This is a genomic window from Nocardia sp. NBC_01329 (genome assembly GCF_035956715.1).
Lineage (GTDB): Bacteria > Actinomycetota > Actinomycetes > Mycobacteriales > Mycobacteriaceae > Nocardia.
Map to the genome: position 1 here is coordinate 2,282,108 of NZ_CP108381.1, position 14,570 is coordinate 2,296,677.

16 protein-coding genes are annotated in these 14,570 nt (G+C 65.4%); 7 read left to right on the forward strand and 9 right to left on the reverse strand.

Annotated features, from left to right (window positions below; translation table 11 throughout):
* Positions 1–154: 154 nt before the first annotated feature.
* The gene (locus OG405_RS10705) at positions 155–655 is read left to right on the forward strand and encodes an SRPBCC family protein (RefSeq protein WP_327152298.1); all 501 of its coding nucleotides are present in this window, start codon (positions 155–157) and stop codon (positions 653–655) included.
* 54 nt (positions 656–709) lie between these two features.
* On the opposite strand, the gene OG405_RS10710 is transcribed toward OG405_RS10705, so the two are convergent.
* Positions 710–1,102 carry a hypothetical protein gene (locus OG405_RS10710; RefSeq protein WP_327151466.1) on the reverse strand — a complete coding sequence of 131 codons (393 nt, stop codon included), beginning with the start codon at positions 1,100–1,102 and terminating at the stop codon, positions 710–712.
* Between the two features lie 170 nt (positions 1,103–1,272).
* Here OG405_RS10710 and OG405_RS10715 point away from each other — a divergent pair, with 170 nt between their 5' ends.
* Complete coding sequence (locus OG405_RS10715; RefSeq protein ID WP_327151467.1) at positions 1,273–1,695, forward strand: organic hydroperoxide resistance protein; 423 nt, start codon at positions 1,273–1,275, stop codon at positions 1,693–1,695.
* Positions 1,696–1,714: 19 nt separating this feature from the next.
* Here the strand turns inward: OG405_RS10715 and OG405_RS10720 are convergent, their stop codons facing one another.
* Both OG405_RS10720 and OG405_RS10725 read right to left on the reverse strand, forming a co-directional pair.
* A complete protein-coding gene (locus OG405_RS10720; protein ID WP_327151468.1) occupies positions 1,715–2,716 on the reverse strand; it encodes a hypothetical protein in 1,002 nt (333 codons plus the stop codon).
* A gap of 75 nt (positions 2,717–2,791) precedes the next feature.
* Positions 2,792–3,022, reverse strand: a complete 231-nt coding sequence (locus tag OG405_RS10725) for a hypothetical protein (protein ID WP_327151469.1) — start codon at positions 3,020–3,022, stop codon at positions 2,792–2,794.
* Positions 3,023–3,168: 146 nt separating this feature from the next.
* Here OG405_RS10725 and OG405_RS10730 point away from each other — a divergent pair, with 146 nt between their 5' ends.
* Positions 3,169–4,344, forward strand: a complete 1,176-nt coding sequence (locus OG405_RS10730) for a hypothetical protein (RefSeq protein ID WP_327151470.1) — start codon at positions 3,169–3,171, stop codon at positions 4,342–4,344.
* 47 nt (positions 4,345–4,391) lie between these two features.
* On the opposite strand, the gene OG405_RS10735 is transcribed toward OG405_RS10730, so the two are convergent.
* The 3 genes from OG405_RS10735 to OG405_RS10745 form a co-directional block, all read right to left on the reverse strand.
* A complete protein-coding gene (locus tag OG405_RS10735) occupies positions 4,392–5,966 on the reverse strand; it encodes a DHA2 family efflux MFS transporter permease subunit (RefSeq protein WP_327151471.1) in 1,575 nt (524 codons plus the stop codon).
* Positions 5,963–6,445: a MarR family winged helix-turn-helix transcriptional regulator gene (locus OG405_RS10740; protein ID WP_327151472.1), complete on the reverse strand. Its 483-nt coding sequence runs from the start codon at positions 6,443–6,445 to the stop codon at positions 5,963–5,965. Before OG405_RS10740 ends, OG405_RS10735 begins: the two co-directional genes overlap by 4 nt.
* Positions 6,446–6,606: 161 nt before the next feature.
* Positions 6,607–7,527, reverse strand: a complete 921-nt coding sequence (locus OG405_RS10745) for an alpha/beta fold hydrolase (RefSeq protein ID WP_327151473.1) — start codon at positions 7,525–7,527, stop codon at positions 6,607–6,609.
* A gap of 203 nt (positions 7,528–7,730) precedes the next feature.
* Here OG405_RS10745 and OG405_RS10750 point away from each other — a divergent pair, with 203 nt between their 5' ends.
* Positions 7,731–8,057, forward strand: coding sequence for a histone-like nucleoid-structuring protein Lsr2 (locus OG405_RS10750; RefSeq protein ID WP_327151474.1), 327 nt, complete (start codon positions 7,731–7,733; stop codon positions 8,055–8,057).
* Positions 8,058–8,084: 27 nt separating this feature from the next.
* On the opposite strand, the gene OG405_RS10755 is transcribed toward OG405_RS10750, so the two are convergent.
* From OG405_RS10755 to OG405_RS10765, 3 genes are all read right to left on the reverse strand, one after another.
* A complete protein-coding gene (locus OG405_RS10755) occupies positions 8,085–8,954 on the reverse strand; it encodes an SAM-dependent methyltransferase (RefSeq protein ID WP_327151475.1) in 870 nt (289 codons plus the stop codon).
* A 292-nt stretch (positions 8,955–9,246) separates the two neighbouring features.
* A complete protein-coding gene (locus OG405_RS10760; protein ID WP_327151476.1) occupies positions 9,247–10,131 on the reverse strand; it encodes an SAM-dependent methyltransferase in 885 nt (294 codons plus the stop codon).
* A 78-nt stretch (positions 10,132–10,209) separates the two neighbouring features.
* Positions 10,210–10,665 (reverse strand): hypothetical protein, encoded by a 456-nt coding sequence (locus OG405_RS10765; protein WP_327151477.1) that lies wholly within the window; start codon positions 10,663–10,665, stop codon positions 10,210–10,212.
* Between the two features lie 767 nt (positions 10,666–11,432).
* On the opposite strand from OG405_RS10765, the gene OG405_RS10770 reads away from it, so the two are divergent.
* The 3 genes from OG405_RS10770 (at position 11,433) to OG405_RS10780 (ending at position 14,529) form a co-directional block, all read left to right on the forward strand.
* Entirely contained in the window at positions 11,433–12,326 is an 894-nt protein-coding gene (locus tag OG405_RS10770; RefSeq protein ID WP_327151478.1) for a helix-turn-helix domain-containing protein, read from the forward strand.
* Between the two features lie 295 nt (positions 12,327–12,621).
* Positions 12,622–13,980, forward strand: a complete 1,359-nt coding sequence (locus OG405_RS10775) for a M20/M25/M40 family metallo-hydrolase (protein ID WP_442790691.1) — start codon at positions 12,622–12,624, stop codon at positions 13,978–13,980.
* A gap of 21 nt (positions 13,981–14,001) precedes the next feature.
* A complete protein-coding gene (locus tag OG405_RS10780) occupies positions 14,002–14,529 on the forward strand; it encodes a YbhB/YbcL family Raf kinase inhibitor-like protein (protein WP_327151479.1) in 528 nt (175 codons plus the stop codon).
* The last annotated feature ends 41 nt before the right edge of the window (positions 14,530–14,570 follow it).

Genomic DNA, 14,570 nt, shown 5'->3' on the forward strand with positions numbered 1-14,570 from the left:
CGACGCCGGTCGGGGGCTCTGGACAGATGACTGGACAGGTGTAACCATCGGTGGGCGGCTGTGCGGGCGCGGCTGCATCGACCGACGAGAGGACGCTGCGTATGAACGACCGGAAACAGGTGGGCGGATACGGCGGTGACCGGCGATGAGCACGCTGCATCCGTGTGAGCGCGTCGGCCTCGAGTTCATCGACAACGCTCCGCTGAAGTTCAGTGACAGCGTCGATCTCGCGATCACCCCCGCGCAGCTCTTCGAGGTACTGGCCGACGCCGAATCCTGGCCGCACTGGGCGAGCGTGATCACGAAGGTCACCTGGACCAGCCCCGAACCCCGCGGGGTCGGTACCACCCGGGTCGTCGATATGCGCGGCGGTATCGTCGGCGACGAGGAGTTCCTGGCCTGGGAGCCGAACACTCGGATGGCGTTCCGGTTCAACAGCAGCTCCACCAGTGCGCTGGCGGCTTTCGCCGAGGACTACCGGGTTGCCGAGACCGCGGAAGGGTGCCGGCTGACCTGGACGCTGGCGCAGCGACTCGCGGGTCCTGCCCGGTTCACTTCGTTCGCAGCGGCTCCGCTGATGAACCTGGCGTTCCGGCGTTTCCTGGCGAACCTGCGCCGCTACACCGATCGCCGCTTCGCGACCACGGGGTCCTGAACACTCGAGCTGCGGCCCGCGCGGGCCGCAGCTCGAGTGTTCAGCAGTCTGGAATCAGCCCATCAGGAAGGAACCCGCGAGCCAGGCGCCCAGCACCAGTACCAGCCCGAGCAGCGCGCCGGGGTAGAGTGCGCGCCCGCTGCGCGCGGCATTGACGGTGGTGGCGGCACCCACCAGGAATCCGAAACAGCCGCCGAGGACAATAAGCCAATTGCCTGTACTCGGATCGGCGCTGCAATCCGCGCGCCCTTCACACACTCCGGTTGCCAGCAGAAACCACGGGGAGATCGCGACCGAGACGATCGCCAGTGCCGCGAGCAGGAACCACAGCAGCCCGGTGATCACCAGGTCGGATTCGCGGGGCGCGGGGACAGGCGCCCCGCGGCCGTAGGCGTTGTCGGGGATGGGGGAGACCGGATAATGGGTGGAGGTCTGGTCAGGGAACATATGCCTCGCGATCGCTCGAGCCGATTAGGGGCCGCCGGATGATACTCAGAACTTTCCCCTGTGCCGCAACTGATCCGGCACCGCGCGCGACACTACACTGCGCACAGTCCCGCGGCATTCGCTGCGGGGAGTAGCGACAACCGTGCGTGAGACGAGCAGAGGAGACGGCGATGCGTGTGCTGTACACAGCTGAGGCGCTGGCCACCGGAGACGGCCGCAACGGCCATACCCGTACCACCGACGGCCGGATCGACCTCGAACTGGCCGTCCCGAAGGAAATGGGCGGTAGTGGCGCCGGAGCCAACCCCGAACAGCTCTTCGCCGCCGGGTACGCGGCCTGCTTCCATTCCGCGCTGCGCCTGGTCGGTTCCCGGACGAAGGCGAATGTGAACGATTCGGCGGTGGGCGCCAAGGTGGGTATCGGCAGTACGGACAGTGGTGGTTTCGGGCTGACCGTGGTCCTCGAGGTCACCCTCCCGCATCTGTCCGCCGAGGATGCGCAGGACTTGGCCGATAAAGCGCATCAGGTGTGCCCGTACAGCAATGCGACACGCGGCAATATCGACGTCGAAGTCCGGGTCGCGCAGGACTGATCGCGGTGCGGCCCCCGCGCTAGCTCTTCGGCGGCCCGGGGTCACCAGCGGAGGTAGGGGCGGTCCCGCTGTCCGGATCAGCAGCGGGAGGCGCCGCCTGGGTGACCACAGGGGTCTCCACCGCAAAGGCGGTTCCCCCGTCGTTCGCCCGGTCGCTGCCCGCGGCCGAGTAGTTCGCCGAGGCCTCCCGGGATATGCTCACCCGCCAGGGCATTCGGCCCCCCGTGGCGCTACGGGGCAGTGTCGCCACCGCGATCACCGCGGCACCCACCGAGATGATCACCGCAGCTATCGCTGAATTGGTGATCGTACTGCTGGCGACGTAATCCACCTGGTTCAGACCCGCGACCGGTTTCGACCCGTCGTTCACCGCCCAGTTGATCCAAGAACCGAGCTGACCACCCAGATCCCAGCGTCGGTTCGTCATACTCTTGAGTTCTTTTTGCCGGGCGGTCAGGTACAACATGTTCACGACCACCAGCAGCGCGCTGATCACCGCGCCGCCGGTGGCGATACGCGCGAAACGTTCGGAGTTGGTGGCGATATGGATCGCGACCGCCGCGATCGTGAGGGCGATCATGCTGCTCGCGGCGATCGCCCACGAACCGGTCAGATCGGCGGCGGGCGGCGGGCCCTTCGACGACCAGACGCTCAGGTAGCGGGTGGTCGAGTCGATCTGCCCGAACGGGGTGGCAGCGGCCATACCGTCGGGGCCGTGTGCGACCAGCCAGTGTTTGAACATCAGGATGAAGACGATGACTCCGCCGAGGGCGGCGACGACATAGCCCCATTTCCCGCTCATCTGTGGCGCGGTTCGGATGTCCTCGGCGCGTTCCTGCGCCAGGCGCAGGCCTGCCCGGGCGCGAGTGCGGTGGCGCTCCCAAGCCTCGGCTCGTGCACCGGCGGGCAGGGGCGGGGATGCGGGCGTGGCCGCCGCCGTCGTCGGCCGCGCGGCGCGAACCGTGCTCGACGATACGGCGTCGTCACCTTCGCTCGCTCCCCACGGGCTCGGTTTGACCATCGCCTCAGTTTAATTCTGCGCCCACCACTGGGAACATCGGCGAATTCGCCGGAAGGGCGCGGTATCCCGCCCTCCTCAAGCAGCGTCCGAGCGTTCCGCGTGGCCATTGGCCACCAGATCCACGACGACATCACGGACCACGGTCTGGATCTGCAGGGCCTGCGCACACAGCGTTTCCGGGATCGGGCCGCCGTCAGCAACACCGGTCTCGGCGATCTCGACGAGATCGTTGATGATATGACAGAGCGCGAGAAGACGTCGCACCATGTCCCGCCGCTCGGCCGGCGGAAGTACCTCGGGGTTCACCTTTCTGTCATCGTCGATGGCCTCGTTGTTGTTTCGCCGGCGCCTGTGCGGTGTCGTCTACGGCCCGCGGCCATCGGTTACGGTGAGCCCGATCCAGTAGGAACCACAGCCGGGAGACGAGGGTGGCCATGCGCCGGGTGTTGTCGATGGCGAGTGTGTTGTTGTGCGCGCTCGTCGCCGGATGCGGCGGCGAGCGGAACGGCGATACGGACCGGCCCGATCGCGGCACTGTCGTCGCGGTGACGCCGGTTTTCGAGATGACCGGTGCGGAGACCGCCGATTACCTCGCCGAATGGAGGTATCCGGTCGCCGGGGCGAACGGTATTCGTGCCCAGCGGGTCGTCTACAACACCGTCGCGGCCGACGGTTCGCCTATCACCGCCAGCGGCCTGGTCGTGTTCCCGGACACCGGCACCGTGCGGTTGCGTACGGTCTCCTATGCGCACGGCACCACGGTGCGCCGGGAGGAGGCGCCTTCGGCGGACGGTGAGGCCGAACGTGCCCGCACCGTCCAGTTCGCCGCCGCCGGCTACGCCGCGGTCGCCCCCGATTATCTCGGTCTCGGTGAAGGGCCGGGATTCCATCCGTACGCGCACGCCCCGACGGAAGGGTCCGCATCGGCGGATCTGCTGGTGGCGGCCCGTTCACTGCTCGCCGATCAGCGCCGCGAACTGGATCCCGGTGTGCTGGTGACCGGATTCTCCCAGGGCGCCCAGGCCGCCCTCGCACTCGCCCGTGAACTGCGCAGTGGCGCTGTCGAGGGGTTCGGCCTGGCCGCCACCGCGGCGGTGAGCGGGGCATACGCCGTGCAAGAGGTGCAGGCGCCGGCCGCGCTGGACGGGCGGGTCGAGAGCCGGTCTGCTGTGCTGTATCTGGGTTATTGGATGACCGCGATGAACCGCATATATCACCTCTACGACGATCCGGCCCAAGCCTTCCGGCAGCCCTACGCACAACGGATCGAAGCGCTGTTCGACGGACATCACGATCTGCTGGCGGTGTCCTCGGGATTGCCCCGTACTCCGGAGGAGTTGCTCACCCCGCAATATCTGGAATTGGCCCGCAATCCCACGGGTGCCGCGCTGCGGGCCATGTCCGACAGCGATACCGTCTGTGACTGGACTCCGGAGGTATCGGTCCGGCTCTTCGCGGCGCGAGGTGATCGCAGTGTGCCATTCGAGAATTCGCAACGCTGTATGAAGGCCGAGCTCGGTGCGTCCGCCGAGCTGGTCGATCTCGGCGATATCGACCACGGCGATACCGTCCGTGTCGCTCTTCCGCAAATCCTCGACTGGTTCCGGAAAACGCAACCGCCCGCCTGAACCGGGTCGGGTTCGGGCGGGCGGTCGCGGTCCGGATCGCCGGGAGATCAGTGCATGAGCACCGGGGCAGGCGTCTCGGAATCGGGCTTCGCGACCTCACTCGCCTTACGCGGGAGCAGGACGGAGAAGCCGAGGGTGACCAGGCAGAGTGCGAACGCCACCCAGAAGGTACCGGCATAGGCGTCCGACATCTCCCCGAGCATCACGGATTCGAACTTCTCACCCAGGCTCGCGACGTACTGCAGTACCGACGGGTCGGGCTGTTCGCCGGTCCGCTGGGCCTCCATCATCGCCTGCCCGGCCGATACGGCTTCGGAGTTCTTCATCCGGTTGGTCAGCACCACCGAGATCACGGCGACGCCCACCGAACTGGCGATCTGTTGAATGATGTTCAGCAGGGTGGAACCGCGGGCGACCTGTGCCTCGTTGAGGGTCCGCAACGCGGCCGTCATCAGCGGCATCATCGTGAGACCCATACCGAGACCCATCACGAACAGGACACTCAGCACATAGAAGTACGAGCTGTCTGCTTCGATCTGGGTGAGTCCGAACATGGTCACGGTGAGAATCGCCAGACCGACCGGTACCACCCGACCGATCGGCACCTTGTCCACCAGCATGCCGGCGATCGGCATGGTGAGCAGCGAACCGATACCCTGCGGCGCCACCAGCAGCCCGGCCAGCAGCGCGCTCTCACCCCGCACCTGCTGGAAATAGGTGGGGATCAACAGCAGCCCGCCGAAGAACGAAGCGGAGAACAGGAACATCGTGACGGTGGCGACCGTCAGATCGCGGTTCTTGAACAGCCGCAGGTCCAGCAGCGGATTCTTGGGCTTGAACGAGTAGAACACGAACGCGACCACCAACGCGCCGCCGACCAGCATGGTCGCCCACACCTTCGGAGTGGCGACGGTGCCCTCCTCCGGGATGGAGGAGATGCCGTACAGGAACAGCGCCAGACCCGGCGACAGCATGAGCATGCCGACGAAATCGAACGAATCACCGGCCCGCGGCGTGTCCTTGGGCAGCACGACCCAGGCGTAGCCGAGCGCGATGATGCCGAGCGGCAGGTTGATCAGGAAGATCCAATGCCAGGACGCGTCCTCGATGAGCCAGCCACCGAGGATCGGGCCGAGGATCGGACCCAGCAGCATGGGAACACCCAGGATGGCCATCAGCCGGCCCATCCGCTCCGGTCCCGCGGCCTTGGTCATGATCGTCATACCCAGCGGCATGAGCATGCCGCCACCCAGGCCCTGGATCACCCGGAACCCGATGAGTGCGCCGATGTTCCAGGACAGCGCGCACAGCACCGAACCGAAGGTGAACAGCACCAGGGCCATCATATAGAGCCGTTTGGTGCCGAAACGGTCCGCGGCCCAGCCGGTCAGCGGGATGACGGTGGCCAGCGCCAGCGTATAGGCGGTGACCGTCCAGGCCACCGTGGAGTAGTTGGCGACATCGAATTCGGTCTGGAACGTCGGCATTGCGACGTTCACCACCGTGATGTCCAGAATGGACATGATGGCGCCGAGAACCACCACACCGGCCAGTTTCAGTACCGATGCGTCGATTCTGTCCGAAGCCCCCGCGTCGGGCGCGGGGGCTGGGCTTGCGTTCACGAATTGTCTCCTGACGATGCTGGGGGGCACGCCACGACGTTGTGCACGGCCCCGGACTCGAGCACAGCGGCGAGGACCCGTCCGAGGTCCTCGCGTAACGCGTCGGGCAAGCGGTCGACGACCTTGTCGATCGTCGCGAGGTGGATCGCGATCTGATCCCAGGCGAGGTGATGCCCGTGTTCGGTGGGGCCGACGAGTTTGACCCGCCGATCCGTGGGGCTCTCCTGCCGGGTGAGCAGACCGAGGCGGACCAGCCGATCGACATTGCGGCCGGCCGCGGTCATCGACAGCCCGAGTTCGTCCGCGATGGTGTGGATCGGTTGCGGCTCGGTGTGCCGGACCACGCTGAACAGAACCCGGGCCTGTGACAGGGTCAGGTCGAGTTCGGCCATCCGGTCGACGCCCTGCCACTTTCCGGGATCGCAGACAGCGAGCACGAATTGCTCGATCAGGGTGCTCGTCTCCGACTCACTTGCCACCGCGCGATCATATGGGTGTTCGTAATAATCGCGGAAGCGGGATTATTACGGATGTGACCGGAAACATAGCGGGTGAGTAGCCGTATCGCATCGAGATATGGCGCAAGGGCTCGCCTCGGGCGAAGAAACCTCGGTTCCGGGGCCGGTGCGGGGCGGCCGTGTCAGTCCGCGGGCGGCGCGTCGCCGAAGAAGTCCACCAGGAGTTCCGCCACGCGGTCGGGCTGCTCCAGATGCAGGAAGTGCCCGGATCCGGACAGGGTTTCGCTCGTTCCGCCTGCGGGCGCCAAAACCTCGCCCACCCCGGTGACGAACGCCGGATGCAGGGTTGTGTCGGCATCGCCGTGCAGGTACAGCATGGGGACCTGGGGAGCGCCGTCCCAGTGCCGGTGGAGTTCCGTATAGGGCGCGGCCGGCTTCCCGGCGAACCGGACGAACGTCCGGTAGTAGGACAGCGCCGCGGTTCGGTGGGCGGTGGTGGGAAGAGCCGCCAGAGTGTGTGCGATATCGGCGTCGGCCCGATACCCGGGGGACCAGTCGTGCCACAGCCGGGGGATCAGTCGATCGAGCGACCGTTCGGATATTCCCGGCAGTTGGTTGAACAGGATGTACCAACTGAACCGCAACTGCCGCAGATACGCCGCCATTCCCGCACCGCGGCGCGGGCGCAGGGCCGGGACCGGCGGTATTGCGAGTGACGCGACCCGTCGAAACGGGCAATCCGGCTGCGCGGCAACCGTATTGGTGGTCAGCGCACCCCAATCGTGGCCGATCAGCACCGCGCCCGGCGGGGCGCCGAGTGCGCGGTACAGCGCGAGCGTGTCGTAGGCGAGGGCGCCCAGGTGATAGTCGCCGTCATCGGGTACGGCGGTCGGCGCGTATCCCCGCGTGAACGGGGCGATCACCCGGTATCCGTGCTCGGCGAGTGCGGGACCGAGATGACGCCAGGTCCAGGCGCTGTCGGGGAATCCGTGCAAGCAGAGGGCGAGCCGCCCGCCGGGATCTCCCCAGGCGAGTGCCGTCATCGTCAGGTGCGGTAGCCGGTACTCGATCGTCTCGGGCCGCTCGGACTCGCACTCGCCCATGGATGTTCCTTTCGTTCGGCCCCGCCACGGTAACCCGGGTCGATCGTGCCCCGGCGACTTCTCTGTCATCGGGAGCGGTATGCTCACATCCCCCGGATGAGGTCGCTGTGCCGGCGCTGCGGGCAGGCCCGGATCTTTCACACGGCCACGGGGTAGTTGATGTCATATCCGGCAAGATAATTGGGGATCGGAGGAGCAAGCCCATGGCGCGCAAGGTCGTCATCAGTTTGATCGATGACCTCGACGACGAATCACCCGCGGCCGAAACTGTGGTGTTCGCGTTCGAGGGCGTTACGTACGAGATCGACCTGACCGAAGCCAATGCGGGGGAATTGCGCGCAGTCTTCGGCAAATGGACCCCCTTCGCGCGTAAGGCCGGACGGGCCGCGCGGACGAAGCGAGAGCGGCCGACCCGGTCGGCATCGGCGAAGCTGATCCGGGAGTGGGCGCTACGCAACGGGCACGAGGTATCGGCGCGCGGCCGGATACCGGCCGGGATCCTCGCCGCTTTCCGTCGCGTCAACGGATAGCGGCGGGCCCGGCCCGATACACGCGGGTCAATTCGCGTGGTTTGTGGTGCCGGCTATCGGTTTGTAGGCAACACCACCGACCATGACATTCTCTTCCGGATAGCGCGGCCGCAGCGGCGGTCCGGCGGGCCACCACTCATCCAGCTGGACCAAACCCGGTTCGAGGAGTTCGAGGCCGCAGAAGTATTCGAGGATCTGCTCGGCAGTGCGATACCAGCCCGAGCCCAGGCCCTTTTCGGTGAAGCGACGTTCGAGTTCCTTGGCGAGTGTGTGATGCTGCGGATCGTCCGGCCCTGGATCGTAGAAATGGCTGATCGCCAGATAGGACCCGGGCGGTAGCAGTTCCACATATCTGTGCATGATCCCGACGGGGTCGAGTTCGTCGTCGACATGATGCAGTAGCCCGCACAGGATCAGACCGATCGGCCGGTCCATGTCCAGATACCTGGTCACGTCGGAATTGCGCAGCAGGGTCTTGTCTTCGAGGAGGTCGGCGGGCACGAAGTGGGTGTTCTCGTTCTGTTCGAGGAGTACTCGCCCGTGCGCGTTGCAGACCGGGTCGTTGTCGACATAGACGACCCGCGCGTCCGAGTTCTGCTGCTGGGCGACCTCGTGAGTGTTGGCGACGGTGGGCAGACCGGCCCCGATATCGAGGAACTGATCGATACCCGCCGCCCCGGCCAGGTGCCGGGTGACCCGGTGCAGCCAGCGCCGGTTCATGATGGATACATCGCCCTGCCGTGGCGCGACCTCGAGGATCGAGGAGTAGGCGGCGCGATCGATGTCGTAGTTGTCCTTGCCGCCGAGGCTGTAGTCGTAGACACGGGCGATGCTGGCCCGGGTGGTGTCCACGCCGACCGGTTTTCGAACGCCGGTCCGGTGCGCCGGTTCGGCCATGTCGACCCTCTCTATCGCGAAGAAATCTGGCTGGAAAATGTGATTCAGGTCACCAAAGCGTAGAACGCGGCGCCGGGGTGAGCAATCGGCGCCGATCGAACTGCGCGAGAAGATGGTTCGCGTCATCGGAGTGGGTCGAGCCTATCCCGGATGCGTGTAGTCGGCACGGCGATCGGGCCCAACTGTCCCGTTTGTGAATTCAATTGCACGAAAAAGGATTAGGAGTCGTCCGGTCGTGGCGGTCGCCGGGTGGAAACCCGGCGCCGTGCACCAGCGGACAACAATTTCTTCGCTAATCATTTCCGTTCACGCTGTGCAACCTGACTTTTTCAACGGGACGTTTGTAACCGACTCCGCCGATGATCACCTTCTCCTCGGGAAGCCGGGGCCGGGTAGCCGGTCCGGCCGGCCACCAGTCCTCGAGTTCCACCAGACCGGGCGGGGTGAGTTCCAGCCCGTCGAAGTAGTCGAGCTGCTGTGCGCGGGTGCGATACCAGCCCGAACCCAGCCCCATCTCGGTGAATGCCTGCTCCAGCCGTTTTGCCAGCTCGTGCAGCTCGGGGTTCTCGTCGGCGGGATCCCAGAAATTGGTGATCGCGACATAGGAGCCTTCGGGTAGCCGCTCGATGTATTCCCGCATGACCCGCGGTGGTTCCAGTTCGTCGTCCAGGTGGTGCAGCAGCCCGCACAGGATCACCGCGATCGGCCGGTCGGGATCCAGGTACTGCAGTACGTTCTTGTTCTCCAGCAATGTGTTCTCCTCGAGGAGATCGCCGGAGACGAAATGGGTGTTCTCGTTCTGTTCGAGGAGCACCCGCCCGTGCGCGTTGCAGACCGGGTCGTTGTCGACATAGACGACCTTGGCCTCGGGATTCTCCTGCTGCGCGATTTGATGGGTGTTGCCCACTGTCGGCAGACCGGCCCCGATATCGAGGAACTGATCGATGCCGGCCGGTCCGGCCAGGTAGCGAACCACCCGGTGCAGCCAGCGGCGGTTCATCCGGGAGACATCGCCCTGTCGCGGTGCTATCCGCTGGATCTGCTCGAAAGCGGCGCGGTCGACATCGTAGTTGTCCTTGCCGCCGAGGCTGTAGTCGTAGACACGGGCGATGCTCGGCCGGGTGGTGTCCACTCCGACCGGTACGCGAACCCCTGTCCGAGGAGCCGGTTCGGCCATGAATACCTCTCTCTACGTTGCGAATCGAACAGGACGATGTTAGGCCGTCTGTCCGGCGGGGTCCCCTCGGACTTCCGCTCAGGTGTCCGTGCCGCGCTCGAGGACCTTGCCCGGAAGCCAGCCGCCGCCCAGATGGGTGACCCGCCACCAGTCGATATCGACGACGATCGCGGTGACCGGGGTGGCGAGGAACGGTTCGATCCGGGGCTCCTTGCGCAGGAGGGCCTGGAAGGTCTCGTCCCGGTCGGCCTCCGCTCGCACGGTGATCGTGCCCAGTCCCTGGGCGAAGGGCTCCGCGATCCCGCCGGGTACGACCTTCACTCCTACATTGGGGTTGGCCTCGAGCTGATCCAGGGTCCGGCCGCTGTTCTCCAGGATGAGAGTGAGCCGGAACGGATCTTCGTCGAGAGTGGCGAAATAGGCGCTGGTGGCCCAATTGACGCCGTTCTTGGAGGTGGCCAGATCTATGCTCGGATGACCGAGTACCTCGATGAGTTTCGTGCGGACCTCGGTGGGCGCGACTTCGCCGGGCATTTCTGGCCTCCATCGGTGTGCGGATCGGGCGGCCCCGGGTACCCGTCGGTAGGCACTCGGGTATTTCGGATACGTGAAAGGGGCTGGATTCCGACCGCTCCGGTGAGACCGCGGTGTGATTCGCGCGGTACCGTTTCGTGCGGTGGACGGTGGAACATACTCGCGGCCGGATCCTGTTCGTTCGGACGTACTGCGGAATCAGGCTGCCTCGGCAGTAACAGCCGGTTCCGGGTGACTGGCGACTATCCTATCGGGCCGCGGCCTATCCGGCCGTTCGAGGGTCGCCGTCCTCGCGCAGGTGAATTGTTGGCGGCCAACGCATTACAAGAGGCAGGGAATTCGGTGCCGCTCGGAATCGGATTCGCGTAGATGTTGCCGGGACCGAGTGAGCCGACCGGTTCACCTTCGTCGAGTGGAGAGGTACGCGCTACCCCAGTGGTATGCGCTCCTGCTGCCGATGCCGTCATCGGGTGTCGTCTCCCCAGGTCTTCGCGCTGAAGGTGAAACCGGACGTCGTGTCGTGGGGGAGTTACGGAAGTAATCCTGATACCGCGTGCATACAGACAGATGCTAAGGGTATGCGGCACTGTAGGATTCGAACCACAGATCCGCGGCGGCCGGTTGCCGCACGACTGCCGGCCCCTCCGGGGCGGGCGCGTTACCGAAATATGTACCTACCAGAGAGTAGGATCGCCTGCCGACCGGTGCGGTTGGGCGGTGGCGGGCGCCGTACGATGCAGCACAGCACAAACTGGCCAGAGGCGACCATGACAAACGAGCACGACGATTCCGATATCCCGGATCAGGCGGAAGCCGATCGTGGGCCGACAGTGCTGCGTATTTCGCTCGGTAGCAGATTGCGCCGGTTGCGGGAGGCGTGCGGAATCAGCCGGGAGGACGCCGGTGACCATATCCGTGGCTCGCACGCCAAGATCAGCCGGCTGGAGTTGGGCCGGACCCGCTTCCGTGAGCGCGACCTGCTCGATCTGCTGAAGCTGTACGGTGTCGACGATCCGGAGAAGCTGGCCGTCTATCTGGACCTGATGAAGAAGGCCAACGACCCGGGGTGGTGGCAGCCGTTCAACGATGTGCTGCCGAACTGGTTCGAAACCTATATCGGCCTCGAACAGGCCGCCACGACCATCCGCACCTACGAAGCGCAGTTCGTGCCGGGTCTGCTGCAGACCGAGTCCTACGCCCGTTCGGTGATCACGCTCGGCAACGACGACGAGACCGAACGCCGGGTGGGTATGCGGATGCGCCGCCAGGACATCTTGAGTCGGGCCGCCGCACCGACCCTCTGGGCGGTGGTGGACGAGAACGCGTTACGCCGCCCGATCGACGGTTACCCGGAGCTGCGTGATCAGATCGAACATCTCATCGCCGTCTCCGATCGCCCCAATGTGAAGATCCAGGTGCTGCCGTACTCGGTAGGCGGGCATCCTGCGGCCGGCGGTTCTTTCAGCATCCTCCGTTTCCCGGAGCCCGAACTCCCCGATATGGTCTACACGGAGCAACTCACCACCTCGCATTACCTGGAGAAGAAGCAGGATGTCGAGGTCTACATGACGGTGATGAACAAGCTGAGCGTTATCGCGCTCACCCCGGGGGAGAGCCGGGACTACCTTCGTAAAGTGCTCTCGGAGTTGCCGGTCGAATAGCCCTTCGGTGCGGGACCAGGGGAGTGGGTCTGATTCCGGTGCTTGTTGCGGTATCGGCAGGGGAGCGGCGCGGGGGCCGAGTCGCTGGAAAAACCGACCGGCGGTACCTATCGAGAGCCCGGCGTTTTCTCCCGCACCATCCCACCGGATCGAAGAGCCGCCCACATCGAGCCCGAATTAAAAGATGCCCATACGTAGATATGCGCATCTAACTATGTATCGACCTATCTCGATCGAACCAAAAGGAAAGCGAACCAAAAGGAAACAAAGACGCCCAAGATGGTAGGAAGGGGGCGTGGCCGCTACAGGTGATAATTCGGGTTCCTCTCGTTCTGGTGCCGTGGCGGAGGTGGTGGAGCTGGTCAGCACGCTGATCCGGTTCGACACCTCCAACACCGGTGATCTCGCGACCACCAAGGGCGAACAGGAGTGTGCCGAATGGGTGGCGAGCCGGCTGGAAGATGCCGGCTACATCACCGAGTACGTGGAGTCCGGCGCGCCCGGGCGCGGAAACGTATTCGCGCGGCTGCCCGGCGCCGATCCGAGCCGCGGCGCGCTGCTGATGCACGGGCATCTCGATGTGGTACCGGCACAGGCGGCGGACTGGAGCGTGCACCCGTTCTCCGGTGCCGTGCAAGACGGTTATGTCTGGGGCCGAGGCGCGATCGATATGAAGGACATGGTGGGGATGATGCTGGCGGTGGCGCGCCAGTTCAAGATCGAGGGGACGGTGCCGCCGCGAGATCTGGTCTTCGCGTTCCTGGCCGACGAGGAGAACGGCGGAAAGTGGGGTTCGCAGTGGCTGGTGGAGAACCGGCCCGACCTGTTCGAAGGGGTTACCGAGGCAGTTGGTGAGGTCGGCGGGTTCTCGCTCACGGTTCCGCGCCCGGACGGCGGCGAACGCCGCCTTTACCTGGTGGAGACGGCCGAGAAAGGGCTGGGGTGGATGCGGTTGCGCGCGAAGGCGCGTGCCGGCCACGGGTCATTCCTGCACGAGGACAACGCGGTCACTATTCTGGCCGCCGCGGTGGCACGTCTGGGCACCCATACCTTCCCGCTGGTGCTCACGGAATCGGTCACGGAGTTCCTGGCCGCGGTATCGGAGGAGTCCGGGCTGGTCTTCGATCCGGAGAGCCCCGATATCGAGGGCACACTGGCCAAGCTGGGGTCCATCTCCCGGATCATCGGCGCCACGCTGCGCGATACCGCCAACCCGACCATGCTGAACGCGGGATACAAGGCGAATGTCATTCCGCAGACAGCGGAGGCGGTGGTGGACTGCCGGGTGATCCCGGGCCGCCAGGCGGCGTTCGAACGCGAGGTCGACGAACTCATCGGACCTGATGTGGAGCGGGAGTGGATCACTGAACTCGACTCCTACGAAACGACCTTCGACGGTCATCTCGTGGATGCGATGAGTGATGCGATCCTCGCGCACGACCCGCAAGGACGGACGGTTCCCTACATGCTCTCCGGCGGTACGGATGCGAAAGCGTTCGCGCAGCTGGGTATCCGGTGTTTCGGGTTCGCGCCACTGCGGTTACCGCCGGAGCTGGATTTCGCGGCCCTGTTCCACGGTGTCGACGAGCGTGTTCCTGTCGATGCACTCGAATTCGGCACCCAGGTGCTGGAACACTTCCTGCTGCACAGCTGATCCGATTCGAAAGAGGAGAAAATGGCCGACAACCCTTACGACGCACTACCTTCGGTACCGTCCTTCGCTTTGACCTCCGCCGATGTGTCCGATGGTGCGCCCCTCGGCAACGATCAGGTGAGCGGTGTCTTCGGTGCCGGTGGTAAGGATGTGTCGCCGCAGCTGAGCTGGTCGGGATTTCCGGCGGAGACGAAGAGCTTCGCGGTGACGGTCTACGATCCCGACGCGCCTACCGCGTCCGGGTTCTGGCATTGGGCCGTGGCGGATATCCCGGTCTCGGTGACGGATCTGCCCGCGGGTGCCGGCAGCGAGGGCGGCGAGGTGCCGTCGGGCGCGGTGACTCTCCGTAACGACGGCGGGTTCGCGGGATTCGTGGGCGCGGCTCCGCCGGCCGGGCACGGTCCGCACCGGTATTTCATCGTCGTGCACGCGGTGGATGTGGATTCGCTGGGCGTCCCGCCGGAGGCTTCCCCGGCGTTCCTCGGCTTCAACCTCTTCTCGCATACCCTGGCGCGTGCCGTTCTGGTGGGTACCTACGAACAGAAATGAATCGAGACGTTCCGTGGCCCCGGCGGTATCCGCCGGGGCCA

Bases quoted from the DNA above. Each gene is read 5' to 3' on its own strand.
- OG405_RS10710 (WP_327151466.1), bottom strand. From the start codon at position 1,102: ATGTTCCCTGACCAGACCTCCACCCATTATCCGGTCTCCCCCATCCCC.
- OG405_RS10715 (WP_327151467.1), top strand. From the start codon at position 1,273: ATGCGTGTGCTGTACACAGCTGAGGCGCTGGCCACCGGAGACGGCCGC.
- OG405_RS10720 (WP_327151468.1), bottom strand. From the start codon at position 2,716: ATGGTCAAACCGAGCCCGTGGGGAGCGAGCGAAGGTGACGACGCCGTA.
- OG405_RS10730 (WP_327151470.1), top strand. From the start codon at position 3,169: ATGGCGAGTGTGTTGTTGTGCGCGCTCGTCGCCGGATGCGGCGGCGAG.
- OG405_RS10745 (WP_327151473.1), bottom strand. From the start codon at position 7,527: ATGGGCGAGTGCGAGTCCGAGCGGCCCGAGACGATCGAGTACCGGCTA.
- OG405_RS10750 (WP_327151474.1), top strand. From the start codon at position 7,731: ATGGCGCGCAAGGTCGTCATCAGTTTGATCGATGACCTCGACGACGAA.
- OG405_RS10755 (WP_327151475.1), bottom strand. From the start codon at position 8,954: ATGGCCGAACCGGCGCACCGGACCGGCGTTCGAAAACCGGTCGGCGTG.
- OG405_RS10760 (WP_327151476.1), bottom strand. From the start codon at position 10,131: ATGGCCGAACCGGCTCCTCGGACAGGGGTTCGCGTACCGGTCGGAGTG.
- OG405_RS10765 (WP_327151477.1), bottom strand. From the start codon at position 10,665: ATGCCCGGCGAAGTCGCGCCCACCGAGGTCCGCACGAAACTCATCGAG.
- OG405_RS10770 (WP_327151478.1), top strand. From the start codon at position 11,433: ATGACAAACGAGCACGACGATTCCGATATCCCGGATCAGGCGGAAGCC.
- OG405_RS10780 (WP_327151479.1), top strand. From the start codon at position 14,002: ATGGCCGACAACCCTTACGACGCACTACCTTCGGTACCGTCCTTCGCT.